This is a genomic window from Curtobacterium sp. PhB170 (genome assembly GCF_003752345.1).
Lineage (GTDB): Bacteria > Actinomycetota > Actinomycetes > Actinomycetales > Microbacteriaceae > Curtobacterium.
In genome coordinates, this window is sequence record NZ_RJUM01000013.1 from 232,676 (window position 1) to 256,844 (window position 24,169).

The 24,169-nt window shown below is 71.2% G+C and carries 19 protein-coding genes; 4 read left to right on the forward strand and 15 right to left on the reverse strand.

Features of this window, described 5'->3' with window-relative positions; all coding sequences use genetic code 11:
- Positions 1 to 14: 14 nt before the first annotated feature.
- On the reverse strand, positions 15 to 2,471 hold the full coding sequence (locus tag EDF40_RS16725; RefSeq protein WP_260213521.1) for a GH92 family glycosyl hydrolase: 2,457 nt from the start codon (positions 2,469 to 2,471) through the stop codon (positions 15 to 17).
- A gap of 42 nt (positions 2,472 to 2,513) precedes the next feature.
- Positions 2,514 to 3,410, reverse strand: coding sequence for an SDR family NAD(P)-dependent oxidoreductase (locus EDF40_RS16730; RefSeq protein WP_123340941.1), 897 nt, complete (start codon positions 3,408 to 3,410; stop codon positions 2,514 to 2,516).
- A 77-nt stretch (positions 3,411 to 3,487) separates the two neighbouring features.
- On the opposite strand from EDF40_RS16730, the gene EDF40_RS16735 reads away from it, so the two are divergent.
- Complete coding sequence (locus EDF40_RS16735; RefSeq protein ID WP_123340942.1) at positions 3,488 to 4,075, forward strand: TetR/AcrR family transcriptional regulator; 588 nt, start codon at positions 3,488 to 3,490, stop codon at positions 4,073 to 4,075.
- Here the strand turns inward: EDF40_RS16735 and EDF40_RS18980 are convergent.
- Complete coding sequence (locus EDF40_RS18980) at positions 4,005 to 4,265, reverse strand: hypothetical protein (RefSeq protein ID WP_148053894.1); 261 nt, start codon at positions 4,263 to 4,265, stop codon at positions 4,005 to 4,007. The genes EDF40_RS16735 and EDF40_RS18980 overlap by 71 nt on opposite strands.
- Positions 4,266 to 4,310: 45 nt before the next feature.
- On the opposite strand from EDF40_RS18980, the gene EDF40_RS16740 reads away from it, so the two are divergent.
- Positions 4,311 to 5,498, forward strand: a complete 1,188-nt coding sequence (locus EDF40_RS16740) for a MalY/PatB family protein (RefSeq protein WP_123340943.1) — start codon at positions 4,311 to 4,313, stop codon at positions 5,496 to 5,498.
- A 9-nt stretch (positions 5,499 to 5,507) separates the two neighbouring features.
- Here EDF40_RS16740 and nagB read toward each other — a convergent pair whose 3' ends face one another.
- On the reverse strand, positions 5,508 to 6,293 hold the full coding sequence (gene nagB, locus EDF40_RS16745; protein ID WP_111085323.1) for a glucosamine-6-phosphate deaminase: 786 nt from the start codon (positions 6,291 to 6,293) through the stop codon (positions 5,508 to 5,510).
- Between the two features lie 59 nt (positions 6,294 to 6,352).
- On the opposite strand from nagB, the gene EDF40_RS16750 reads away from it, so the two are divergent.
- Positions 6,353 to 6,832, forward strand: coding sequence for an NUDIX domain-containing protein (locus tag EDF40_RS16750; RefSeq protein WP_123340944.1), 480 nt, complete (start codon positions 6,353 to 6,355; stop codon positions 6,830 to 6,832).
- A gap of 164 nt (positions 6,833 to 6,996) precedes the next feature.
- Here EDF40_RS16750 and EDF40_RS16755 read toward each other — a convergent pair whose 3' ends face one another.
- Genes EDF40_RS16755 through EDF40_RS16770 form a run of 4 tightly spaced genes read right to left on the reverse strand, consistent with a single transcriptional unit; the run spans position 6,997 to position 11,097 of the window.
- The gene (locus tag EDF40_RS16755) at positions 6,997 to 8,067 is read right to left on the reverse strand and encodes an ABC transporter ATP-binding protein (protein ID WP_123340945.1); all 1,071 of its coding nucleotides are present in this window, start codon (positions 8,065 to 8,067) and stop codon (positions 6,997 to 6,999) included.
- A complete protein-coding gene (locus EDF40_RS16760) occupies positions 8,064 to 8,978 on the reverse strand; it encodes an ABC transporter permease (RefSeq protein WP_123340946.1) in 915 nt (304 codons plus the stop codon). The genes EDF40_RS16755 and EDF40_RS16760 overlap by 4 nt, the downstream gene beginning before the upstream one ends.
- Entirely contained in the window at positions 8,975 to 9,949 is a 975-nt protein-coding gene (locus tag EDF40_RS16765; protein WP_123341008.1) for an ABC transporter permease subunit, read from the reverse strand. The genes EDF40_RS16760 and EDF40_RS16765 overlap by 4 nt, the downstream gene beginning before the upstream one ends.
- A 5-nt stretch (positions 9,950 to 9,954) precedes the next feature.
- Positions 9,955 to 11,097: an ABC transporter substrate-binding protein gene (locus EDF40_RS16770; protein WP_123340947.1), complete on the reverse strand. Its 1,143-nt coding sequence runs from the start codon at positions 11,095 to 11,097 to the stop codon at positions 9,955 to 9,957.
- Between the two features lie 211 nt (positions 11,098 to 11,308).
- Between EDF40_RS16770 and EDF40_RS16775 the strand changes: the two genes are divergently transcribed.
- Positions 11,309 to 11,746: a YdeI/OmpD-associated family protein gene (locus tag EDF40_RS16775; RefSeq protein ID WP_123340948.1), complete on the forward strand. Its 438-nt coding sequence runs from the start codon at positions 11,309 to 11,311 to the stop codon at positions 11,744 to 11,746.
- Between the two features lie 37 nt (positions 11,747 to 11,783).
- Here EDF40_RS16775 and EDF40_RS16780 read toward each other — a convergent pair whose 3' ends face one another.
- The 7 genes from EDF40_RS16780 to EDF40_RS19325 all read right to left on the reverse strand — a co-directional run bounded on the left by EDF40_RS16780 (position 11,784) and on the right by EDF40_RS19325 (position 24,091).
- Entirely contained in the window at positions 11,784 to 13,889 is a 2,106-nt protein-coding gene (locus EDF40_RS16780; RefSeq protein WP_123340949.1) for an acyltransferase family protein, read from the reverse strand.
- A gap of 131 nt (positions 13,890 to 14,020) precedes the next feature.
- A complete protein-coding gene (locus EDF40_RS16785; protein ID WP_123340950.1) occupies positions 14,021 to 17,134 on the reverse strand; it encodes a glycoside hydrolase family 38 C-terminal domain-containing protein in 3,114 nt (1,037 codons plus the stop codon).
- A 37-nt stretch (positions 17,135 to 17,171) separates the two neighbouring features.
- On the reverse strand, positions 17,172 to 18,071 hold the full coding sequence (locus tag EDF40_RS16790; protein ID WP_333925055.1) for a carbohydrate ABC transporter permease: 900 nt from the start codon (positions 18,069 to 18,071) through the stop codon (positions 17,172 to 17,174).
- On the reverse strand, positions 18,071 to 19,021 hold the full coding sequence (locus tag EDF40_RS16795) for a carbohydrate ABC transporter permease (RefSeq protein WP_111085332.1): 951 nt from the start codon (positions 19,019 to 19,021) through the stop codon (positions 18,071 to 18,073). Before EDF40_RS16795 ends, EDF40_RS16790 begins: the two co-directional genes overlap by 1 nt.
- A 107-nt stretch (positions 19,022 to 19,128) precedes the next feature.
- Entirely contained in the window at positions 19,129 to 20,487 is a 1,359-nt protein-coding gene (locus tag EDF40_RS16800; RefSeq protein ID WP_123340951.1) for an extracellular solute-binding protein, read from the reverse strand.
- Between the two features lie 236 nt (positions 20,488 to 20,723).
- Positions 20,724 to 21,566, reverse strand: coding sequence for a PhzF family phenazine biosynthesis protein (locus EDF40_RS16805; protein WP_123340952.1), 843 nt, complete (start codon positions 21,564 to 21,566; stop codon positions 20,724 to 20,726).
- Positions 21,567 to 21,685: 119 nt separating this feature from the next.
- Positions 21,686 to 24,091, reverse strand: coding sequence for a lamin tail domain-containing protein (locus EDF40_RS19325; protein WP_123340953.1), 2,406 nt, complete (start codon positions 24,089 to 24,091; stop codon positions 21,686 to 21,688).
- Between the last annotated feature and the right edge of the window lie 78 nt (positions 24,092 to 24,169).

Here is a 24,169-nt window from a genome sequence, read left to right on the forward strand (position 1 = left end):
CGTGCGGCCCCGCCTCAGCGGTCGATCGGGCGCCCCCGCTCGCCACTCGCCCACGTCGTGTCCGCCGTGTCGCCGACCCGGAGCGACAGGGTGCCGCCGCGGGTGACGAAGGACGCCGGGACCCACGACTTCTCGAGGGTGCGCCCGTCCAACCGAGCGCCGTGCACGTACGGCGCGGTGCCGGAGGACCGGACGACGATCCGCTCCCCGCTCGACCGCCGGATGTCGACGGTGCTGAACGTCGGGCTGCCGATGAGCATCTCCGCACGCCCCGGTGTCTGCGGGAACAACCCGATCGACGCGAAGACGTACCAGGCGCTCATCGTGCCCAGGTCGTCGTTGCCCGGCAGCCCGCTCGGACCGGTCGTGTAGGCGTCGTCGACGACCCGGCGCACGGTCTCCTGCGTCTTCCACGGCTTGCCGAACGCGTTGTACATCCACGGCGTGTGGATGTCGGGCTCGTTGGTCGGGTCGAACTTCGTGGCGTCGCCGCCGGTCACCGCGAACGCACCAGTGCTGTCGTGGAAGAACGCATCGAGCCGCGCGACCGCCGCGTCGTCGCCACCCAAGGCCGTCGACAGCCCCTGTACGTCCTGCGGCACGAGCCAGGTGTACTGCGCACTCGTCCCCTGCGCGAACCCGGTGCCGGTCGAGGGCGACCAGTCGGGCGTCCACGATCCGTCGGCCTGACGAGCGGCCTGGTAACCGACGGCCGCGTTGAAGGTGTTCTTCCAGTAGGTCCCGCGCTCCGCGAACATCCGGGCGTCCGAGCGCAGCCCGAGGGAACCCGCCCAGTACCCGAGCGCACTGTCGGAGATCGAGTCCTCGAGCGTCTCGGCAGCGCCACCCCAGCACGAGCAGTCGTCGTTCGCGGCGTACTGGCGCTGCAGGTACTCGTCGAGCGCCGGGCGTTGGGCCAGGCACTGGCCCGGGCACCCGATGTCGCTCTCGGCGTCGGCGTTCTCGACGGTCGCCTGGTGCTTCAGCGAGGCGTAGGCGGCTCGCACGTCGAAGTTCCGGACCCCCATCGCGTACCAGGTGGCGAGGGTCGCGGCCGAGGGGTCACCCGTCATCACGTGCGTCGGCGCCCCGAGGTGGAGCCAGCGGTCCCACACCCCACCGTTCTGCTGGGCGAACCGCAGCATCGACTGCGCCATGTCCCCGGCGACGTCCGGCCGCAGCAGCGCGAGCAGTTGGATCTGCGCCCGGTACTGGTCCCACCCGGAGTACGTGCCGTAGACGGCGCGGTGCCCTCGGTCCATGCGGTGCACCCGCTGGTCCGGCCCAAGGTAGCGGCCGTCGCGGTCGTTCAGCGTGTTCGGCTGCATGAGCGCGTGGTACACGGACGTGTACAGCTGGGTGGTGCGGTCCGCGGTGCCGCCTCCGACGCGCAGACGCGACAGTTCGCGGTTCCAGGAGGCCCGTGTGCCGGCCGCCACGCTGGCGACGGTCGAGCGCTGGGTCACCTCGCCGTCGCGGTTCGCGATCGCTCCTGCGGCGCTCACGTACGAGATGCCGATCTTCGCGTGCACCGTCGCACCGCGACGCGCGTCGAACCCGACCCACGCGCCGGAGCCGCGTCCGGCACGGTCGGCGCCGGTCAGGTAACCCTCTCCACCGGAGGAGGACGTGCCTCCCGGTCGGACCGTGCCGTCCTGCCAGGTGCCGGTGCTCGTGAACGCCTTGTCGAAGGTGGCCGTGAAGAACAGCCGGTAGTAGCTGCGCCGGTCGGGGTTGGTGGCACCGCCGCCGTTCGCGCGGCGGCTGCAGAAGCCGCCGGTCAGGACGCTGCCGCTCACCGTGCGGGTGCGGGCGTCGACGCGGGTGGTCGCGGCCTCGCTGCCGTTGATCGAGTTCGAGGTCCGGAAGAGCAGGTTCGCGGCCCCGCCGGCCGGGAACGCGAACTCGCCGATGCCGGCCCGGGTGGTGACGGCGAGGTCGGTGCGGACGCCGTTGTCGAGCGCGACGCCGTAGCGCCCGGGGCTCGCGGACTCGTCGTCGTGCGAGTAGCCGGCGGCGTAGACCGCGTCGGTGCTGTCGGCCGACGGCGAGGTCGTGATCGGGGTCGTGACCGGCATGATCGGCACGTCACCGGCGGCTCCCGGCGCGCAGCCGGCGCCGTTCAGGTGCGTCAGGCTGAACCCGCGCAGCCGGTTCACGTCGTACGAGTACCCGTTCGCGACCGGCGTCGAGGTCTGGTCGCCCGCGGTGCCGGTGGGGCTCCACTGGAGCATGCCGAACGGTGCGGTCGCGCCGGGCCAAGTGTTGCCGTCGCCGCTCGTGCCGATGAACGGGTCGACGTACCGAGCCGGGTCGGAGACGGTCCTCCCCGCCTGCGCTGCCTGCCCCGAGGGCGAAGCGACGGCCGGCGCGGCGACGACCCCCGTCCCCAGCAGCGCGGCGATCGTGGCCACCGCGGCGAGCGGGAGCGGGCGGACGAGCGGGCGACGGTGCACGCGAGAACGGTTCACGTCGGCGACGCTAGCCCCCTCGGACGGGGGACGCGCGATCCGTCACCGAGCCCTCTCCTGCTGTTCACGTCGCCCCTCGACGAAGGCCCGGACGCGAGCGCGGAACGCCGGGTCCGCCGCCGGGCCCTTCACCGGCACGACGTGCAGTCGCCGGTCGCCACGACGGAGGGCCGGTCCGACGAACACCCCCTCGGTGACGTCCGGGGCGGTGGCTGCCCAGAGGGTCGAGCGAGCGCCGTCCTCCGCGGTCCGGGCCATGCTGCGGGCGACCAGGCCACCGAGGCGCTGCGTGAGGGTCTCGGCCTGGTCGTTCATCCCCGTCGCTGCGATGCCGGGGTGTGCGATGACCGAGCGGACGTCCGAGCCGGCCGCGCGGAGCCGCTCGCCGAGGTCGACCGCGAGCGCCGTCGCCGCCGTCTTCGAGTCGGTGTACACGGCGAACTGGGAGTAGCCGCTCGCATCGTCGACCCCGCCCGGTGCAGGCACGCGGCGGGTGCGCTGTGACAGGTTCGACCCGACGAGCACGACCCGGGGTGACGGTCCACCGAGCACCGGGAGCATCGCGTCGGCGAGCACGGCCGGGCCGACGACGTTGGTGGCCCAGGTGCGTTCGATGCCCTCGTCGGTCAGCCCAAACGCGCCGAGCGTCGCGCCGGCGTTGTTGACGAGGGCGTCCACGACGATGCCGTCCGCGGCGAGCTGCCGGGCGCCCGCCGTGACCGAGGCGACCGACGCGGTGTCGACGACCCGTGCCTCCAGACCGGCGGGCAGGACGCGAGCCGCCTTGTCCGGGTTGCGGACCGCCGCGATGACGCGCGCTCCGGCGGCGGCCAGTCGGGTCGCGACCACCAGACCGAGTCCGCCGGTCGCACCGGTGACCACGACCGTCCGCCCGTGCTGGTCCGCCATCTGTCCGGGCTCCCACGTGAAGGGTTCCATCGTCGTCTCCTGTCCGCGCTCCGTGTCGAATCGGATGATCCATCCGGAACGCTAGCACAACCGGATAGAGTGTCCACATGATGATCGCGATGGCCCGACCCGAGGCGCTGCGCTCCGATGCCCAGCGCAACCGGACGGCGCTGCTCGACGTCGCCCGCGCCTCCCTCGACCGGGGCGAACCAGCCCTGCTGAACGCCGTCGCGCACGAGGCCGGAGTGGGGGTCGGGACGGCCTACCGGCACTTCCCGAGCCAGCAGCACCTGCTCGAAGCGCTCGCGATCGACGCACTCGAGGACATGCTCGACCAGGTCCGCGACGCCGTCGTGCTGCCGGACGCAGCCGATGCGCTGCGCGGGGTCGTCACGGCCGCGTTCCGGAGCATGGTGGACGACGCGGCACTCGGTGACCTGCTGACGAACGGCGGGTTCTCCTGTGCGGACACCGCAGCCCTCGCCGGCGACCTGGTGGTGTCCGTCGACGCGCTGCTCGCGCGGGGACGCAGCGAGGGGATCGTCCGGACGGACGTCGACGCCGACGACCTCCGCCGGCTGCTGTGCGGGCTGCGCGAAGCGGCCGTCGCCGGCGGCACCCGGGTCAGCGATCCGGAGCGCTACGTCGAGATCCTGCTCGCCGGGCTCCGTCCGACGAGCCGACCGACGCCCTGATCACGGCGAGACCGACGAGCGCCCCGAACCCGCAGACGGCCACCGCCGCCACCGCGACCGCGATGTAGGCCATGTCGTCGAGCCATCCCAGTCCGGCGATCACGATCACCAGGCCGATCGCGACGCTGCCGGCCACCACCGGCACCGCATCACGGGCGGCCCGGAGCACGGTGCGCGAGCGGTGTTCCACGGGTTCATCCTGCCGGGCGGCGGCGGGCACTGTCAGGATGGGCGCATGAGCGTCATGGTCTCCGTGTTCGATGCGCACCGCAGCCGTACGAGCGAGAAGTACACCGCGTACCCGCCGGACGTCCTGCCGATGTTCGTCGCCGAGATGGACTCGATGCTCGCGGAGCCGGTGCGCGACGCCCTCGTCGCCGCGGTCACCAACGGTGACACCGGGTACGTCGGCCACGGTCGTGCGCTGCCCGAGGCGTTCGCGGACTTCGCCGAGAGCCGGTGGGCCTGGCGCGTCGACCCCGACCTCGTCCGCACCACCACCGACGTGTCGGTCGCTGCGGTGGAGATGCTCCGCCGGATCATCGAGCCAGGCGACCAGGTCGTCATCATGCCGCCCGTGTACCCGCCGTTCTGGGAGTACGTGTCCGAGGCCGGCGGCACCGTGACCGAGGTCCCGTTGCTCGCACCCGACGGCCCCGCGGACCCGTTCGACACCACGGCCGGTTGGCGGATGGACCTGGACGGCCTCGCGCAGGCGTTCGCCGACGGCGCGCGTACCGTGCTGCTCTGCAACCCGCACAACCCCCTCGGCCTGGTGCACGACCGCTCGTCGCTCGTTGCACTCGCGAAGCTCGCCGCCGAGTGGGACGCCGTGGTCGTCTCGGACGAGATCCACGCGCCGCTCGTGCACGCCGACGCGGTCTTCACGCCGTTCCTGGAGTCCTGCCCCGAGGCCGCCGCGCTCGGGGTCTCGTTGACGAGCGCGAGCAAGGCCTGGAACCTCGCGGGCACGAAGTGCGCGTTGATCGTCGGCGCCTCGGAGCGGGCCCGTGCGTGGTTCGACGCCCTGCCGACCGAGGTCGTCGAGCGCACCGGGATCCTCGGGTACACCGCGAGCGTCGCCGCGTTCAGCGAAGGCGGACCGTGGCTCGCGTCCCTGCTCACCGAACTCGCCGCGAACCGCCGCACCCTGGCCGAGCGGATCGGTGACGTCCTGCCCGGGGCGGAGTACCGGCAGCCGCAGGCGTCCTACCTGGCGTGGCTGGACCTGCGCGCCCTGCCGTGGGGCGACGACCCCGCGGCGCTGCTGGTCGACGAGGCGAAGGTGGCGCTCGCCTCCGGACCGGCGTTCGGACGCCAGGGTCAGGGCTTCGCGCGGCTGAACTTCGGGTGCTCGGCCGAGACCCTCGATGACGGCCTCAGCCGCCTGCACACCGCGTTCCGGCAGCGTGCAGACGGCTGATCGTCGGTCCTACTCGAACACCTGCCACGCCGGCTTGTTCGCGTACGTGTAGCGGTAGTAGTCGGCGAGCTGCAGGCCGGCCGCGGCTTCCTCGTCGACGACGACCGTCGCGTGCTCGTGCAGTTGCAGCGCAGAACCGGGGACGAACGAGCTGAGCGGTCCCTCGACCGCGGCGGCGACCGCGTCGGCCTTGGCGGAGCCCTGCGCGACGAGGACGAGCTGCTGGGCGTCGAGGATGGTGCCGAGCCCCTGCGTCATGCAGTGCGTCGGGACCTGCTCGGGCGAGTCGAAGAACCGCGCGTTGGCGTCACGGGTCGACGGCGCCAGGGTCTTGATCCGGGTGCGCGAGGCGAACGAGGACGTCGGCTCGTTGAACCCGATGTGCCCGTTCGCGCCGATCCCCAGGATCTGCACGTCGATCCCGCCGGCGGCACGGATCGCGGCGTCGTACTCCTTCGCCGCGAACTCGAGGTCGTCGGCACGACCGTCGGGCACCCGCACCCGCGAGGGGTCGAACCCGAGCGGCGCCACGACGTCGCGCGCGATGACGCTGGCGTACGACTCCGGGTGCTCGAGCGGGATGCCGACGTACTCGTCGAGGGCGAACCCACGAGCCTCGGCGAACGAGATCTCGCCCGCACCGACCCGACGCTGCAGGTCGGTGTAGATGCCCTGCGGGCTGGATCCGGTGGCGAGACCGATGACGGCGGACGGCTTCTTGGCGACGACGGACGCGATCTTGGCCGCGGCGACGCGACCGACCTCAGCCGGCGTGGGCAGGATGATGATCTCCACACGCCCATGCTACTGGTCATGACCAGTCTCCGACAGGGCGGGATCGGTAGCGTGGGGACATGCCCACCCCCGACTTCGTCCTGTCCCTCCGCTCGAGGATCGGCACCGATCCGCTGTGGCTGACGGGCGTCACCGCCGTGGTCACGCGGGGCTCCGGTGCCGACCAGGAGCTCCTCGTGGTCCGTCGTGCGGACAACGGTGCCTTCACCCCGGTGACCGGCATCGTCGACCCGGGCGAGGAACCCGCCGTCGCTGCCGAGCGCGAGGTCCTGGAAGAGGCCGACGTCGTCGCCGTGGCCGAACGGCTGGCGTGGGTGCAGGTGCTGCCGGAGATGACGTACCCGAACGGCGACCAGGCGCAGTACCTCGACCTGGTGTTCGCCTGCCGGTACGTCTCGGGCACGCCGAACCCCGCCGACGGCGAGAACACCGAGGCGTTCTGGGCCCGGCTCGACGACCTGCCCGACATGCCCGCGAACATGCGGGCCCGCGTTGCGGCCGCCCTGTCCGACGAGCGCGAGGCGCGCTTCCAGCGCTGACCCAACCGGCCTGGAGGCGCGGGGCGGCCCCGCCCCGCGTCTCCAGTCCGCCCGTGGTCGCGCCCACCCCGCGAAAGCGACAGTGTGCCGCCGACCTTCCGCGGGAAACTGTCGCTTTCGCGGAGGGGACGGGCCCGGCCCGGCGAGGCCTGTCGCTTCGCCGGTCAGGTGAGCGGGGCGACCGCGACGGGAGCGCCGAGCAGGCGGACGGCGACGGACCCGCCGGCGGCGCGACGGTCGCCGACCTCGTGCTGCACGGTCACGACGGTGTCGTCGTCGAGCCGGACCGTGGTGCGGCGGATCGAGCCGAGGAAGCTCGACGACACGACGGTGCCGGTGATGCCCTCCGGGGCGAAGGCGACGTCCTCCGGTCGGACGTAGGCGAGCACCGGCCCGTCGGCGACCGAGGCGTCGAGTGCGGGCACGCGGAACCCGTACACGAACACGTCGCCGCCGCGCAGGTCGCCCTGCAGACGGTTCGACTGGCCGACGAAGTCCGCCGTGAACGCCGACGACGGGGAGCGGTAGAGCTCCTCCGGCGTGCCGATCTGCTCGATGTCGCCGGCGTTCATCACGGCGATGCGGTCGGAGACGGCGAGCGCCTCCTCCTGGTCGTGGGTGACGAACACCGTGGTGATGCCGAGGTCGCTCTGGATGCGGCGGATCTCCTCGCGGAGCGAGACGCGCACCTTGGCGTCGAGGGCGGACAGCGGCTCGTCGAGCAGGAGGACGCGGGGCCGCGTGACCAGGGCTCGGGCGAGGGCGACGCGCTGCTGCTGGCCACCCGACAGTTGGTGCGGGTAGCGCTCGGCGAACTCGCCCAGGTGCACCATGTCGAGTGCCTCGACGACGCGGCTCCTGCGCTCGGCGGCGGGGACTCGGCGCATCTCGAGGCCGAACGCGACGTTCTGCCGCACCGTCATGTGCGGGAACAACGAGTACTGCTGGAACACCATCCCGATGTCGCGCTTGTTCACCGGGGTGGTGGCGACGTCCTGGCCGTCGATGCGGATGGCGCCGGCGTCGATGGCCTCGAGGCCGGCGAGCGCTCGGAGCGCCGTCGTCTTGCCGCAGCCGGACGGGCCGAGCAGGGACACGAACTCGCCCGGTTCGACGCGGAGCGACAGTCCGGCCAGGGCCCGGTGCGTGCCGTAGTGCTTCTCGACGGCCTCGAGCTCGACGACGGCGCCGGTGGAGGCGAGGGACGCCGGGGCTGCGGGTGCGGTGACGGTCATGCGGACTCCTTGACGCGGGTGGTGCGGACGGTGCGGGCACGGCCGGCACGACGGCCCGTCCCGATGCGGCCGATGACGACGAGCAGGACGAAGCCGAACACGAGGGCCGCGACCGAGAAGATCGCAGCGACGTACGGGTCGGTCTGCTGCACGAGCACGAGGGCGGTCTGGAAGGTGGTGCGGGACAGGAACGCGGCGAGCGTGTACTCGCCGAGGACCACCGTGATGGTGAGGAAGCACGCGGCGGTGATGCCCCGGCGGAGGTTCGGCAGGAGCACCCGCCACGTCACCGTCCACCACGAGGCGCCGAGCGACCGGGCGGCCTCGGACAGCACCGTCATGTCCGTCGCGGTGATGGCGGCGGCGATCGGGCGGAACGCGAACGGCAGCGTGACGATGCCGATCGCGAAGGCCAGCGTCCACGCGCCGGACCCGAAGACCCGCGACACCACCTGGTACACGGGGATGAAGCCGACGACGAGCACGACGACGGGGACCGTGATCGGGACGATGCAGACGAACTCGAGCACGCGGCGGAGCTTCGGGTAGCGCAGCGCCGTGATGATCTGGGCGGGCAGCAGGACGAACAGCACGATGCCGACGGTGATGACCGCGATGAGCAGCGATGCCCCGAGGCCGTCGAACACCGGCTGGTAGGTGAACGCGTTGACCGGGTCGACGATGGCCGCCCAGTGCGCGAAGGTCAGACCGTCGTCGGTGCCCTGGCGGAAGGTGAACTGCACCAGCGCGGCCAGCGGGACGGCGAAGACGATCCCGACGACCGTGAGCACGGCCGTGGCGGTGCCCCGTGACGGGGCCGTGCCGAAGCGGCCGACGCGCGCCGCGCCTCCCGTCCGACCGGACGCGACCGACGTTGGACGCGACGGCCCCACCGGCGTAGCCGCGCTCATCGCTGCCACCTTGCGGCCCGGCGCTGCAGCAACGAGTACGCGCCCATCACGACCGCCATCACGACGACCATGCCGAAGGCGAGCACCCCGGCGACGTTCTGCAGGCCGATGAGCGTCTCGCTGGTGAGCTGCGTGCGGATCGTGAGCGGCACGATGCCACCCTGCGAGATGAGTGCCGCGGCGGTGGCGAACGACGAGAACCCGTTCGCGAAGAGCAGGAGCAACGAGCCCCAGAACGCCGGTGCGAGCACGGGCAGGGCGATCCGGCGCCAGTACGTGGCACGGGAGGCGCCGAGGGTGGCGGCGGCCTCGCCCCACTGCGTCTTCACGCCCTCGAGCGCGGGCATGAACGTGAGGACCATCAGCGGCACCTGGAAGTAGACGTAGGGGATCACGAGACCGGGCACCGTGTAGAGGAAGGCGCCGGTCGCGTTGCGGTCGACGTCGACGAGGGACACCAGCCACGTCGTGACGAGGCCCTGTACGCCGATCGTGGCGATGAACGCGAACGCGAGCATGACGCCGCCGAACTGGGCGAGGACGCTCGCGGCCGAGTCGATCATCGACCGGACGAGCCCGTCGGGCCGCAGTGCCGACAGTGCCCAGCAGACGAGCGCTCCGATGACGGCGCCGATCACGGCGGACACGGCGGACAGGCCGAACGAGCCGCCGAAGGCCCGCAGGACGGAGGGCTCGGCGAACGCTGCGAGGTTCGCGAGGGTGAACGCGCCGTCGTCGGTGAAGAACCCGCTGCCGACCGCGATCACCGCCGGGACAGCGAGGAAGAGCAGGACGTACGCGGCGAACGGGGTGAGGCCGAGCCAGGCCAGGCCGACACGGCGCCGGACACGGGGTCCGGCGCCGTGACGGACGGCATCGGCGGACGCTCGTGCGGACGGCGGGAGCACGGGGCTCGTCACGCTCGTCGCCGGTGCGCTCGCCGCGGGCGCGCCCGCCGATGCGGTGGTCATGCTGGTCAGGACCCCATGGTCGAGGACCACTTGGCCGACAGCACCTTCGCGGCGTCTGCCACCTGTGCGTCGGTCAGCTCGACGTAGTCCTTCGGCGCGCCACCGGCGGCGTCGAGGGCGTCCTGGTCGACCTTGCCGGACTCCTCCAGGGCGGCGAGGGTCGACGGGAACGCACCGGCCTGCAGGTACAGGTTCTGCGCCTCGGGGCTGGCGATGTACTCCTGCCACAGGCGAGCAGCGGCGGGGTGCGGGGCGTCCTTGTTGATCGCCTGCGAGTAGTACGAGCCGAGCGCCTGCCCCTCGGGCACGACGGTCTTCCAGTCCTTGTTGCCACTCGCACCGGCGGCGGGGCCCCACGCGAGGTTGTTGTACGACCACTGGATGACCACGGGGGTCTCACCCGAGGCGACCGTGGCCTGCGTGGGCAGCACGTTCTGGAAGTTGCCGGCCTGCTTGAGCTTGCCGAAGTAGTCGACGCCCTTGGTGATGTCGTCGGCCGAGCCGCCGTTCTCGAGCGCTGCCAGGTACACGGCTGATGCGGCCTGGTTCGCCTGCGTCGGGTCGCCCGCGATGGAGACCTTGCCCTTGTACTCGGAGCCGAGCAGGTCCGTCAGGTCCTTCGGTGCGTCGGTGATCTTCGACGAGTCGTAGCCGATCGACATCAGGCCCGTGTAGTCGCGGGTCCAGGCGCCGTCCTGCTCCTTGAGCGTGTCCGGGATGTCGCTCCAGTTCGCGACCTTGTAGTCCGTCAGCAGGTCGAGGTTCTCCTGCAGCACGGCGTTGCCGAGGTCGAGCACGTCGGGAGCGGTGGACTGCCCCTTCTGCGACTTCACCGCGGCGACCTCGTCGGCGCTGGAGCCGTTCGGGTTCGCGGAGTTGATCTTGATGTCGTACTTCTTCGTGAAGCCGTCGATGATCTTGCCGTAGTTGGCCCACGACGGCGGCAGCGCGATGACGTTGAGCTGTCCCTCGGCCTTCGCCGCCTTCACCAGGGCGTCCATGCCGCCGGAGGCCTCGGCGCTCGTGGCGGTCTTCCAGTTCGTGTCGTCCTTCGTCGTGCTGGCCGAGCTCGTGGCCGAGCATCCGGCGAGGGTGACGATCGCTGCGGCGGCGAGGGCGATGCCGGCGATGGTGCGCTTGTGCTGCACGGGAGGTGCCTTTCGGGTGGGTGCTGCGGGTGCTTCAGGTGGGTGCTGCGGGTGGGGCCGCGGTTCACGGCCCGGGACGATCGTGGAGGCGGCCGGTTTCCGGCCCGTGCTGCGGCGGTGAACGGTGGCGGAACAGCGGGTACGCCTGTACCGTTCTGCTGGTTTCCCACCTCGGACGCATGGTCGCGTCCACATCGCACTGGAGGCACGGATGCAGTTCACGACGACGGTCCTGCTGGCGAGGAAGACGGCGACAGGGCTCCCGGTCCCGCCGTCCGTGATCGATGCGCTCGGCTCGGGGAAGCGCCCGCCGGTGGTGGTCACGATCAACGGCGGCTACACCTACCGGTCCACCGTCGGGGTCATGGACGAGCAGTTCCTGGTGCCGCTGTCCGCCGAGCACCGCGAGTCCGCCGGGGTCGCTGCCGGGGACACCGTCGAGGTCACGCTCGTCGTCGACACGCAGCCCCGGGTCATCGACCTGCCCGACGACCTGGCGGCGGCACTGCAGGACGCTGGGGTGCGTGCAGCGTTCGACACGCTGTCGAACTCGCGGCAGCGAGCGCTCGCCGACCCGGTGTCGCAGGCGAAGGCGCCGGAGACCCGAGCACGGCGGATCGCGAAGGCCGTGGAGGCGCTCCGCTCCTGACGGCCGGGCCCGCAGCCGACCGGCGGAGCGGACTGCGTCAGCGCAGGGCAGCTCGGAGCTCGGGTGCGACGGACTGCGAGCCGCCCTCGGTCAGGTGGACGGTGTCGAACCGCTGGACGACCCCACCGACCTGGGCGGGGCAGCCGCCGTCGGCGCAGAACCACTCCGTCGTCCGGACGAACCGGGCGCCTGTGGTCTCGGCTGCGTCCTGGAGTGCCGCGTCCGCGACCCAGGCGGGCGATCCGGCGGACGGCGGCGGTCCGACGCAGTCCGTGGCCGATCGGACCCGTGATGCGCAGGCCCGCGGGTCAGGCAGCGACGGCGGTGCCTGCAGCACGACGACGTCGTCAGCGGCAGCCACGAATCGCGCCAGGACTCGATCTGCCGAGGCTCGCCACGCCTCGCCAGCCTCGGGGAGCGGTGTTGCGTCGTGCTCGGCGGCGTCGGCGAACGGCCCCGAGGCGGCACCGAGGACGACCACGTCCGGCCGGGTGCGATCGACCAGTCGGAGCATCGCGGCGCGGGCACGGTCGCATCCCGTCCGCCACTGCTGCGACTGCGGCCAGCCGTCGACACCGACGGCGCTGCACCCGGTCGCGGTGAGGACGGTGACACGCCACTCGGGGCCGAGCGCCTTGAGGAGTCCCGGTGTCCACGACGCGGCGGTCGAGTCCCCGATGACGACCGCGTGCCGGACGGCGCCGGTGGCCGGGGTCCCCGGCTGCAGGGTGCACCCGTCGAGCGATCCGACCGGGGCACCGACGAACACGATGCAGCTGCCGTCGAGCATGGCGGGGGCGGCGTCGGCGCTCGACAGCCGCGCGAGTTGCTCCGAGGCAGTCTGCGGCCACTCGTGCGACCGGACCGCCTGCGCGACCGCGGCGCTGCGTTCACCGAGCGCATCGGCGGTGTCTGCCGCCGCGGTGTCGCTGCCGAGGGCCGCGACGATGCGGTCGGAGGTCGACAGCCAGGACGGCGCGACGTACTGCGCCACGGTCCCGCCGGCGAGCACACAGGAGATGACGGCAACGACAGAGACGTCCCGGAGCGGCCGGGAGGAGCGCTCCCGCGGGGCCGCTGACCGTCGGATGTACTCGGACAACCGCGCGGAGGTCATGATCGGCCGCTCGATGCACCGGTAGGAGACCCACCCGACGACGACGCTGCCCACGAGGACGGACCACTCCGCGACGACCGAACGCCCCGTCACCGCGAGCACGAGCACGATGACCGGCAGGTGCCAGAGGTAGAGCGAGTACGAGATCCGCCCGAGCCACCGCGCCGGCGGGAAGGACAGGAACCGCGAGGCGACCGAGTCGTCACCGGTGCCGATCAGCACGATGAGCACCGTGCCGCCGACGACGATCCACCCCTTCGGCCACGGGTACCCGGTGTGCGGGTCGACGAACAACAGGGCTCCGGCGACGAGCAGCACGCCCCCGATGACGAGTCCGCTCCGGAGCGCCCGGCTCGCGATCCGCACGTGGTCGACCGCGATCGCCGCGAGTGCTCCGGGCAGGAACACCCACGCGCGGGCGAGGGTGTCGAAGTACGCGGCATCGCCGTCCGTCGCTGTGCGGACCGCGGACGCGACGCAGAGCGCCACGAGCAGGACGCTCACGACGACGGTCAGGAACACGGTGCCGTCACCGCGGAACCACCGCCGACCGACCAGCAGCGCGCCGCCCACGACGAGCGGCCAGACGACGTAGAACTGCTCCTCGATGGCGAGCGACCAGAAGTGCAGGAGCGGCGACGAGACGGTGTCGTCGGTGAGGTAGGAGCTGCCTGCCACGATCTCGTGCCAGTTCGTCACGAAGCCGAGCGCTGCGACGGCGTCCTGCCCGACGGCGATCGCTCGTGGCGGGTACCAGATGAGCGCGGCGACCCCGACCGTGACGACCACCACGACGACGGCGACGGGGACAATCCGACGGGCCCGGCGCAGGAAGTAGGCGGTGAGCGCGATGCGACCGGTCCGGCGCATCTCGAGCACGAGCAGGCGGGTGATGAGGAAGCCGGACAGCACGAAGAACAGATCGGGGCGGAGCGGACCGCCGAGCGGCACGCGCCAGAGATGGTCGAGCACGACGACGATGACCGCCCAGCCGCGCAGGCCCTCGAGGTCAGGACGGAACCGCATGCGATCGGGTCGGGTCGAAGGCGCTGTCACCAAACGAGAATATCACATCTGCTATACACACAGAAGGCGGCGCCGGACGGAACGCACCCGTGTCCCGTCCGGCGCCGCGGTCTTCCGCCGGCCCCGCTGCCTCAGGCCCGACGTACCCGCAGGGTCACGATCTCGAAGGGCCGGAGCGTGAGCACGACCGGCTCCCCCGAGTCCCACGAGTCCCCCAGCGGGCGTTCCAGCAGGTCCACCGTCGCCACCGAAGCGACGTCGAACCCGAACGACACCCCGACGTCGGTCGCCCGACCGCCGGAGGCCTCGTACAGTCGCACGACCACGTCACCAGAGCGGTCCTCGGCGAGCTTCACGGCCTCGACGAGCACCTGCGGCGACGACAGCGAGACCAGCGGCGGAACCCCGGTCGAACCGGCGACAGCGCGCACCGGCAGGTTCAACCGGTAGCCGGAGTCGGCGGCGTCGAGCACCGAGGCCCCCACCCGCAGCACCGTCCGGAACACGTGGTGCCCCTGGTCGGCGTTCGGGTCCGGGAACGTCGGCCCGCGCAGCAACGACTCGCGCACGAGCGTCGTGGTGCCCCCGTCGGGCCGTGTGGAGCGCGTGATGTCGTGTCCGTACGTGGAGTCGTTCGCCACCGCGACGCCGAACCCGGGCTCGGCGACGTGCACCCAGCGGTGCGCCGACGTCTCGAAGCGGGCGTGGTCCCACGAGGTGTTCTGGTGGGTCGGCCGGTCGATGTGGCCGAACTGGATCTCGCTCGACGCGGACGACGCACGGACGTCCACCGGGAACGCGAGCTTCAGCAGCTTCTGGTGCTCGTGCCAGTCGACCTCGGTCTCGATGGTCAGTTCCGGCTCGCCCTCGACGGCGGAGTACCGGGTCGTGAGCGTCGACGACCCGAAGGACCGTTCCACCACGAGCGAGGAGCCGTCGATCGCGACCGACGACGCCGACAGGACGGTGCCGTTGCGCTGGTACGCACGGTCGATGTCCCACGCCTCCCACTGGTTCGGGGTGTCGCGGAAGACGGTGTACTCGGCAGCGGCCGCACCCGGTGCGATCGCGTCGCGTCCGCTGGCGCGGTCGACGAGCGACACGACGTGGCCGGCGCCGTCGATGGTCGCCGTGACGACGCCGGTGTCGAACACGAAGTGGTCGCCGGAGCGGACGGGAGGCACGGGTCGCGGTTCCGAGCCGAGCGAACCACCCAGGGCGGCCGCGTCTCCCGCCGCGACCGGCGAGGCGTTGAAGCGCACGACGTTCCCGGACGAGCCACTGCCGCCGACGGCGTCGGCACCGGACGGCGCGTCGAGCAGCGCACTGCTGCCGCCGGCGGCGGCCGACGACGAGGCCCCGACCCCGGCGAGCGCCGCAGCGCCCCCGTTCGCGAGTGCGGTCGTCGCGTTGCCGATCAGCCCCTCGAGCACCTGGGCGATCTGCGCGTAGTTCTCCTCGGCGTTCTCGTAGACCCAGGCGATCGAGGACCCCGGCAGGATGTCGTGGAACTGCTGCAGCAGGACGGTGTGCCAGGCGCGCTCGAGCTCTTCGTAGGGGTAGTCCAGCCCGAGGCGCACGGCCGCGGTCGACGCCCACAGCTCGGCTTCGCGGAGCAGGTGCTCGGAGCGGCGGTTGCCCTGCTTCGTGCGGATCTGCGACGTGTAGGTGCCGCGGTGGAACTCGAGGTACATCTCGCCGGACCACACGCCGGGGGTCGGCAGCACCCGTTCGAGCTCCTCGAAGACCTGGGCGGGGGTACCGAGCTGCACGCGGGGCGAGCCGTCCAGGTCGTGCTGGCGTCGGGCGGCCGCGACCATCTCGCGGGTGGGTCCGCCGCCGCCGTCACCGAAGCCGTAGAGCAGCATCGAGGTGTTCGCGACGCCACGCTCCTTGTTGTTCCGTTCGCCGCGGTGCAGGTCGGCGGCAGAGACGTCGGAGTTGTAGGTGTCGGCCGGCGGCAGGTGCGTCAGGACGCGCGAGCCGTCGATGCCCTCCCAGTGGAAGGAGGTGTGCGGGATGACGTTCGTCTCGTTCCACGACGGCTTCTGGGTGACGAACCACTTCGAGCCGGCGGCGCGGACGATCTGGGGCAGGGCGCCGGAGTAGCCGAACGAGTCGGGCAGCCAGGCCTCGGGGGTGTCGATGCCGAACTCCTCGAGGAAGAAGCGCTTGCCGGCGACGAACTGTCGGGCGAGCGCTTCACCACCGGGCAGGTTCGTGTCCGACTCGACCCACATGCCACCGACCGGGATCCACCGGCCCTCGGCGACGCGCTCCTTGATGCGGGCCCAGATCGACGGGTAGCCGTCGCGGATCCACGCGTACTGCTGCGCCGACGAGCAGGCGAAGGTGAAGTCCGGGTCGCGGTCCATCAGGTCGAGGACGTTCGAGAAGGTGCGGGCGCACTTGCGGATCGTCTCGCGCACCGGCCAGAGCCAGGCGGAGTCGATGTGGGCGTGGCCGACGGCGATCGCCCGGTGTGCGGCGGCACTGGCCGGCACGGCCAGGACGGGTGCGAGCACCTGACGAGCATCGGCTGCGGTGCCGGCGACGTCGTCGGGGTCGAGCGCGTCGGCTGCGAGCTCGAGGGCGTGCAGGATGTCGGCGCCGCGGGTGCCGTCCGTGGGGAGTTCCGCCATCAGGCCACGCAGGACCCAGAAGTCCTGCTGCAGCTCCCACACGGTGTCGTCGCGCTCGACGAGTTCGAGGGCGCGCACGCGGTAGATCGGCTTGTCACCCGCCGTGGAACGCGACCCGAGGGGCGTCGCGCCCTGGAACGAGTCGCCGCCGATGTCCGGGTTCGCGCCGGCCTCGACGTACAGCTCGAACGACTCCCCAGCGCCGACCTCGACCGGCACGGTGTCGTTGCGCGGCTCGACGCCCTTGATCGTGGAGCCGTCGGGCCGGTACGCCAGTCCCTCGGCCTGGAACCCCGGGTGCCGCTTCGTGAACCCGAGGTCGACGAGCAGTTCCGCAGTGGTCCCCGGCGCCGTGCCGAAGTCGGCGGGGACGGTGCCGGTTATCCGGAACCAGGTGGTCCCCCACGGTCGGCCGCCCCAGGCGCTGCCCACCGTGAACGGTGTGTACGCCTGCCGGACGGCGGAGTCGAACGGCACCGGCTCGTCCGGCACCTCCCACGCCTCGATCGTCACCGGCGCCGAGCGGCGGTGGACGGCGGGGTCGACACGGTCGCGGACGAGGCGGGCGATCCGGGCCTCGACGAGCGGTTCGTCCTGGTGCATGTGGTTCCTTTCGAGAGAGCCGGCCGGAGCCAGCGGATCAGCCCTTGATGCCGCCGGCGAGGGCGTTGCCGCCGCCGAGGCCTCGGGACACGATCACGTAGAGGGCGATGACGGGCACGGAGTAGACGATGGAGAACGCGGCGAGCTGTCCGTACGCGACCGCCCCGTTCTGCCCGAAGAAGTTGAAGATGCTCACCGCGGCGGGCACCTTGTCGGGCGAGAGCAGCAGGACGAACGGGACGAAGAAGTTCCCCCACGCCTGGATGAACACGAAGATGAACACGACGGCGATGCCCGGACGCATGAGCGGGACGACGATGCGCGTCAGGGTGGTCATCATCGACGCCCCGTCGGTCCACGCTGCTTCTTCGAGCGAGATCGGCACGGAGTCCATGAAGTTCTTCGCCATCCAGATCGCCATCGGCAGCGACGTCGCGGCGAGGAAGAAGATGCAGCCCCACACGTTGTCGATCAGGTTGAGCGACACGAACAGCGCGTAGACGGGCACCATCATGGCGGTGATCGGCAGGCCGGTCCCGAACAGGATGCTGTACAGGAACGGCTTGTTGACCCGCATCTTGTAGCGGGACAGCGGGTACGCGGCGAGCAGTGCGAAGACCACGGTGACGACCGCCGTGCCGCCGGAGAGCAGCAGGCTGTTCGCGAGTGGGATGAACGATAGCTCGGGCGTGAGCACCTTGGTGAAGTTGTCGAGCGTGAACTGCGTCGGCAGCTTCACGGACAGCGACGCCTGGGTGTCGACCGAGGCGAGGACGAGCCAGAGCAGCGGGACCGCGAAGCACACCGCGATGACGAGCAGCACGGTGTTCGCCACCCATCGCATGGTGCGGCCGCGGGGCGACGTCATGTGCAGCGAACCGGGAGCGGTCACCGAACGAGTGGTGGTCGGGTCGAGGGACGGGGCAGTGATGGCCATCAGTCCACCTCCGGCTTGAGGGCTCGGATGTAGATGATCGAGAAGACCGCCCCCACCACGAGCAGGATGGTCGCGATCGCGGTCCCGAAGCCGAGCTGCGAGAACTTGAACGCCTCTTGGTAGGCGAGGATCGGCAGGGTCGACGAGTTCGTGCCCGGCCCACCCCCGGTCATCACGAAGATGAGGGTGAAGACCGACAGCGTCTGCAGCGTCGTCAGCATGAGGTTCGTCGAGATGCTCCGTCGGATCACCGGCAGCGTGATGTAGACGAGGCGCTGCCACCCGGTGGCACCGTCGACCTCGGCGGACTCGGTGATCTCCTCGGGGACCTCCTGCACGGCGGCGGAGTAGACGAGCATCGAGAAGGCCGTGCCGCGCCAGATGTTCGCCAGGATCACGGCGAACATCGGGAACGTGTAGAGCCAGTTCGGTCCGCTGATGCCGATGGACTTCAGGAACTCGTTGAGCGTGCCCTCGTCGTTGAAGAACGCGTACGCGGCGAACGAGGCGACGATCTCCGGCAGGACCCAGGCGGCGACGACGAAGGTGCCGACGATCGCGCGGACGGCCTTGTTGGCGGAGCGCATCAGGAGTGCGAGGCCGAGCCCCAGCACGTTCTGTCCCACGACCGCCGAGGCGAGCAGGAACACGACCGTCAGGATGACGGACTTCGGGAAGTCCGGGTCCTGGAACAGTTCGACGTAGTTCTGGAAGCCGACGAACTGCTGGTCGGCAGCGCCGGCGCCGGTGAGCGCGGAGTTCGTGAACGACCCGTAGAACGACGAGATGACGGGGCCGAGCAGGAAGATGACGAGCAGGACGAGGGCGGGCAGGAGCGGGACCGCTCGACCGACGTTCCGCAGTGGTCGCCGCTTGCGCGGCACGGGTGGATCGGTGCGCTTCGGCGCACCGGGCGCCGACAGCGTCGGCGCGAGGGGGGTGCTGGACACGATGGGTGCCTTCCGGGTGCGGAGGGGTTCCGAAGGTGGGGAAGGACGGACGGGAGGCGCGGTGCGGGGCCGCCCCGCGCCTCCCGTCCGTCAGTGGGTGACGTCCGTCAACCAGCCGAGACGGTGTTCTCCTTGCCGACCACCTGCGTGACGGCCTTGTCGTACACGGCAGCCGCCTGCTTCGGTGTCTGCTGCCCGGTCATGACCGACTCCATCGCGACCTGGATCGCGTTGGACACCTGCGAGTAGTCACTCGTCGCCGGGCGGAAGTTCGTGTTCTCCACCAGTCCGGAGAAGAACTTGAACGTCGGGTTGGCGTCGGTGTAGGCGGTGTCGTCCGCGACGTCCTTGCGGACGGCGATCTGGCTGTTCTCGGTGTCGTACTTCAGCGAGCCGTCCTTGTCGAGGAAGCTCGTGATGAAGTCGAACGCCGCCTGCGGGTTCTTCGACTTCGCGCCGACCGCCAGGGTCCAGCCGCCGGACATCGAGTTGTAGCCGGGAGCCTGCCCGTTCTGGGTCGGCATGGGTGCCTGGCCCATCACGTCGTTCCACTCGGGCCACGGCGCGGTGCCGGACTTGAGCCACGTGCCGGACTGCCACGAACCGTCCAGGTCGATCGCGAGCTTGCCCTTCGGCAGCCACGTCTGGGCGATGGTCGTGCCGACGTTCGTGTCGAGCGCCTGCTGCGGTGTCGGGCCGAGGCCGCCCTGGTAGACGTCCTTCACGAACTTGAGCGAGTCCTCGAACTGCTTCGAGCCGGTGACCCACTTCTTGTCCTTGTACAGGGTGTTGCCGGAGCCGTCGGCGCCGTACAGGAGCATCTCGAAGCCCTGCATGGTCGAGGCCTCGCCCTGCGCCTTGCCCGAGTAGATGTTGAACGGGATGACGTCGGGCTGCTTGTCCTTGATGGTCTTCGCCGCCGAGAGCACGTCGTCCCACGTCTTCGGCTTCCACGGGACCTCGAGCCCGGCCTTCTTGAAGATGTCCTTGTTGTACCAGAGGGCTCGGGTGTCGGTGCCCATCGGGACGCCGTAGATCTTGCCGTCGTCACCCTGCCCGGCCTGCTTGGCGTTGTCGAAGAACTGGTCCCACTCGTCCCACTTGTCCGTGTACTTGTCGAGTGGCAGCAGGTAGCCCGCCTCGGCATCGGCCTTGACGAGGAACGTGTCCTCGTACATGACGTCCGGGGCGGTGGCCGGCGCCTTGTTCATGAGCGCGAGCTTCGTGTAGTAGTCGTTGCCCTGTGCCTGGATGGGGACGAGGGTGACCTTCTTGCCGGGGTTGTCCTTCTCGTACTGCTTCTTGACGACCTTCATCTGGGCGTCGAGCTGCTGGAAGGCGCCGAACTTCTGGTACGCGATCTTGATCGTGTCGCTCGAGGCGGACCCCGAGCTCGAGCAGCCAGCCAGACCGACTGCGGCCACGGCCACAGCTGCGAGTCCGGCGATGATGCGGGTGCGTTTCATCGGTGCTCCTTTGCACGGGTGATGTCCGCGGGCACCATCGCCCGCGCGCAGGATTAGTCCACCGTATTGACTTAACCGTGTCAAGGAGTTTTTCGCGCCGCGCGCGTCGGGTGGGTGGTGCGGGCGGGCGGGGCTGGTGGGCGTACCTGGTCGAACCGGGCGTACCTGGTCGGAACTTTCGACCAGGTACGCCCGATTCCGCTTCCCATCCCACGCGCTCTGGGAAGGAACGTCCGTCAGTCGATCGGGGTCGCGCTCCCCGTCACGGTGATTCCGCCAGTGGACGGGACGTCGACGAGCAGCAGGCTCGGACGACCGACGTGGCGACCCTGCCGGATGACGACGCGGTCCTCCGGCTCGACGGCACCGACCTCGCGCAGGTACGCCCCGGTCGACGCCGCAGCCGACCCCGTCGCCGGGTCCTCGGTGATGCGGCCGGCGGGGAACAGGTTCCGTGCCTCGTACTCGCGCTCCCCGGTACGGAGCAGCACCGTGACCGTCCCCTGCCAGCCGGCCTCGCGCTTGAGGTCGGCGAGCGGGCCGGGTGCGAACCGGAACTGGTGGAAGAGCTCCCGGTCGTTCAGCACGAGCACCGGGTGCCAGTTGCCGGCGAAGGACTCGAGCACCGGGAAGCCCGGCGCGATGTCGTCGGCCGTGAGCCCGAGCAGGTCGAACAACCGGGCGAGGAGCGCCGGGTCGATGTCCCGCGTCGCCGGTTCGACGCTCGTCATCGCGACCCGGACCACCCCGTCCGGGCCGGTGGTGGCGTCGAGGGCGACCTCGCCGGCGGCCGTCGTGAACACTCGGCGGCCGAGCCCCTGCCGTTCAGCGAGCGCCACCGCGAGCGCGACCGTCGCGTGCCCGCAGAACGGCACCTCGGCGGCGGGCGAGAAGTAGCGGACGTGCGGGCCGGTCGCCGTGGCGCCGACGACGAACGCGGTCTCGGGGTAGCCGACCTCGCGGGCGACGGCGAGCATCTCGTCGTCGGTCAGTGCCGCTGCGTCGAGGACCAGGCCGGCGGGGTTACCACCCCCGGGCTCGGCGGCGAAGGCGGTGTACCGGAGGACGTCGATGCTCATGCTCCGACGCTACTGCGGGCAGCGAGGACTGCTGATCACGCATGGTGAGCAGGAATGGTCGGGTCCGCTGAGCGAACCCGACCATTCCTGCTCACGAAGTGCGCCCGTGGCGCGTGGGGCTACGCCGCGTCCGCCGCCTTGCGACGGCGGACGATCAGGACGCCCGCGCCCGCCGCGAGCAGCAGGAACGCGATGAGTGCCCCGGCACCGAGGCCCTCGGCACCCGTGAACGCGAGCTGCCCGTCAGCGGTGATCGTGATCGGGGTCCAGCCCAGCACCGTGCCGTCCGCAGCGGTCACGACGATGCGGTGCTCGCCGGCCGGAGCATCGGCCGGGATCGTGACGCGCACCGTGCCATCAGCGGCGACCGTCACCGTGCCGAGCAGCGTCGGGGTCGAGTACAGCCACACGTTCACGACGTCACCCGCGTACTGCGTGCCCACCGTGACCGTGATGGTCTCTCCCGCGCGGGCGGACGACGCGGCCGAGACGCTCCCACGGTTCGTGTCCGTCAGGCCGGTCTCCGAGGGAGCCACCGGGGCGATCGGAGCGGTCGGCGACGGGGTCGGCGTCGGCGTCGGCGTCGATCCACCGGTCCCGGGGGTCGGCGCAGGCGTCGATCCGCCGTCACCCGGAGCAGGCGTGGGCGTCGGCGTCGGGTCGGTGCCCGGGTCCGTGCCGCCGCTCTCGCACGGGTACGTCCCAGTGCGGAGCGAGAACCCGTCCGTGTCGTTGTCGTCGGCGGTGAACGTTGCGCGCCCCCCGTCGGTGCAGACGCCGGAGATCGCGAAGCCCTCGTTGGCGAGCGTCCGGTCCGCGTTCGACGGTGCCTCGAAGACCTTCGCGGCGGTGAAGGCACCGTCGGTCAGCTCGTACAGCGCGGTGCGTCCGGCGCAGGCGTCGTCGCACACCACCCAGAGCGCGTCGAGGGTCGGGTCGAACTGCACGTCGGCGACGACCGCGAACGGCGAACCGATGGTGGCCACACGCTGGAACGAGCCGTCCGCCATCAGGGCGTAGGCGTAGACGCTCGCGGTGCCCTCGACGCCGACGAAGAAGAGCCCCTCGCCGTGTCCGGCGTACGTCGACGGTGCGTAGGCCGCGCCGGTGCGCTCGTCGACGAAGTCGTGCTCAGTGAGCCACGAGTCCGGGATCCAGGTGACGCCCTCGAGGCCGGCGTTCGCACCGAGCCCCGGGAAGTCGGCTGCGAGGTTCCACTCGTCGGTGGCGCGCAGGGTCGACTCGGATCCGTCGGTGGTGGCGTACCGCAGGACCGACGGACGGCTGGTCTTCGACACGTCGTTGTCCCGCTCGGTCGACACGTACACGGCGCCCGGGTCGTCGCTCGTGACGGTGACGCCCTCGGCGTCCGGGGTCCCCGTGCCGTCGGCGTACCGCAGGTCCGTGCCCGCGGCGTTCGACGGCGCCCAGCCGCCCTGACCGTCCGAGGTCAGGTGGTAGAGCAGGCCGTCGCCGTTCTGCACGGCCCACAGCTGGCCGTCCTCGGACGTGCTGGAGGTGGTCCAGTCGATGCCGCTCAGGTCACCGGTGAAGGTGTCCTCGTCGTCGAGCACGGTCTCGTCCTGGCCGCCGGGCCAGGGCTCGGCGGTGACGACTCCGGCGAACCGGTTCGCCGTGCCCTTCGTCGGCTCGGCGGTGTCGGCGAAGTCGCCGGTGCCGTCCGGGTTGCGGCCGTACGTGGCGGCAGCGTGGGCCGTCCACGAGTACGAGTCGACCAGCGCACCCCGCGGATCGAAGACCCGGGCGGAGTCGGCCTTGCCGAGCCCGAAGCCGAAGTCCATCTCGTCGAGGACGGTGAAGCCCCCGGCCGCGATCGTCGTGCCGGCGGGGATCGTGTACGCGTGGTCGTCCTCGCTGTCCCGCAGGACGTACCCGCCCAGGTCGACCGTGGTGCTGCCGACGTTGGTCAGCTCCACCCAGTCGCCGGGGGTGCCGTCCTGCGACTCGACCTCGTTGATGCGCACGGGCGAGGAGCAGTCGTTGGCGGCGCCCTTCGTCGACGCGGTGGTGTCGACCAGCGCACCGGTCCCGTCGGCGCACCGGCCGTACGTGACGACCGCGTGGCTCGTCCACGAGTACCGGAGCACCAGGTCGCCGGCGGAGTCGTACACCCGCGCGGTGTCGGCGCCGCCGAGCCCCAAGTCGAACCCGGGCGCGGTCGCCGAGAGCTGGTCGATGACGAAGTACCCGCCGGGGGCGATCGTCGAGCCGGCGGGCAGGACGTAGGGATCGTGGGTGCTGTCGTCGTCGAGGAACGCGTAACCGGTCAGGTCGATCGACGCCGACGACGTGTTCTTCAGCTCGACCCAGTCGGTGTCGTCACCGTTCGACTCGACCTCGTTGACGACGAGGCCGTTCCGAGCGGCAGCGCCGACGCTCGGGTCGTCGTCACCGACGGCGGCGAGTGCCGGGCTGGCCGTGACGACGCCGGCGCCGAGGGCCAGCGCGGTGACGATGACAGCGCCGAGCCGCACGGAGCGGGGGCGCAGGGCAGGAGTGCGCATGCAGGTCCTTCTCGGGAGGGGAGGGGAGACCTGCACGACTGTTCAGCACCCGGGCGTCCGACCGGTGGCCGCCCGGTG

What these genes read in the sequence shown, in the direction of transcription:
- EDF40_RS16730 (WP_123340941.1), bottom strand. Translation starts at nt 3,410, where the DNA reads ATGGAACCCTTCACGTGGGAGCCCGGACAGATGGCGGACCAGCACGGG.
- EDF40_RS16735 (WP_123340942.1), top strand. Translation starts at nt 3,488, where the DNA reads ATGATGATCGCGATGGCCCGACCCGAGGCGCTGCGCTCCGATGCCCAG.
- EDF40_RS16740 (WP_123340943.1), top strand. Translation starts at nt 4,311, where the DNA reads ATGAGCGTCATGGTCTCCGTGTTCGATGCGCACCGCAGCCGTACGAGC.
- EDF40_RS16750 (WP_123340944.1), top strand. Translation starts at nt 6,353, where the DNA reads ATGCCCACCCCCGACTTCGTCCTGTCCCTCCGCTCGAGGATCGGCACC.
- EDF40_RS16755 (WP_123340945.1), bottom strand. Translation starts at nt 8,067, where the DNA reads ATGACCGTCACCGCACCCGCAGCCCCGGCGTCCCTCGCCTCCACCGGC.
- EDF40_RS16760 (WP_123340946.1), bottom strand. Translation starts at nt 8,978, where the DNA reads ATGAGCGCGGCTACGCCGGTGGGGCCGTCGCGTCCAACGTCGGTCGCG.
- EDF40_RS16765 (WP_123341008.1), bottom strand. Translation starts at nt 9,949, where the DNA reads ATGACCACCGCATCGGCGGGCGCGCCCGCGGCGAGCGCACCGGCGACG.
- EDF40_RS16775 (WP_123340948.1), top strand. Translation starts at nt 11,309, where the DNA reads ATGCAGTTCACGACGACGGTCCTGCTGGCGAGGAAGACGGCGACAGGG.
- EDF40_RS16780 (WP_123340949.1), bottom strand. Translation starts at nt 13,889, where the DNA reads ATGCGGTTCCGTCCTGACCTCGAGGGCCTGCGCGGCTGGGCGGTCATC.
- EDF40_RS16785 (WP_123340950.1), bottom strand. Translation starts at nt 17,134, where the DNA reads ATGCACCAGGACGAACCGCTCGTCGAGGCCCGGATCGCCCGCCTCGTC.
- EDF40_RS16790 (WP_333925055.1), bottom strand. Translation starts at nt 18,071, where the DNA reads ATGGCCATCACTGCCCCGTCCCTCGACCCGACCACCACTCGTTCGGTG.
- EDF40_RS16800 (WP_123340951.1), bottom strand. Translation starts at nt 20,487, where the DNA reads ATGAAACGCACCCGCATCATCGCCGGACTCGCAGCTGTGGCCGTGGCC.
- EDF40_RS16805 (WP_123340952.1), bottom strand. Translation starts at nt 21,566, where the DNA reads ATGAGCATCGACGTCCTCCGGTACACCGCCTTCGCCGCCGAGCCCGGG.
- EDF40_RS19325 (WP_123340953.1), bottom strand. Translation starts at nt 24,091, where the DNA reads ATGCGCACTCCTGCCCTGCGCCCCCGCTCCGTGCGGCTCGGCGCTGTC.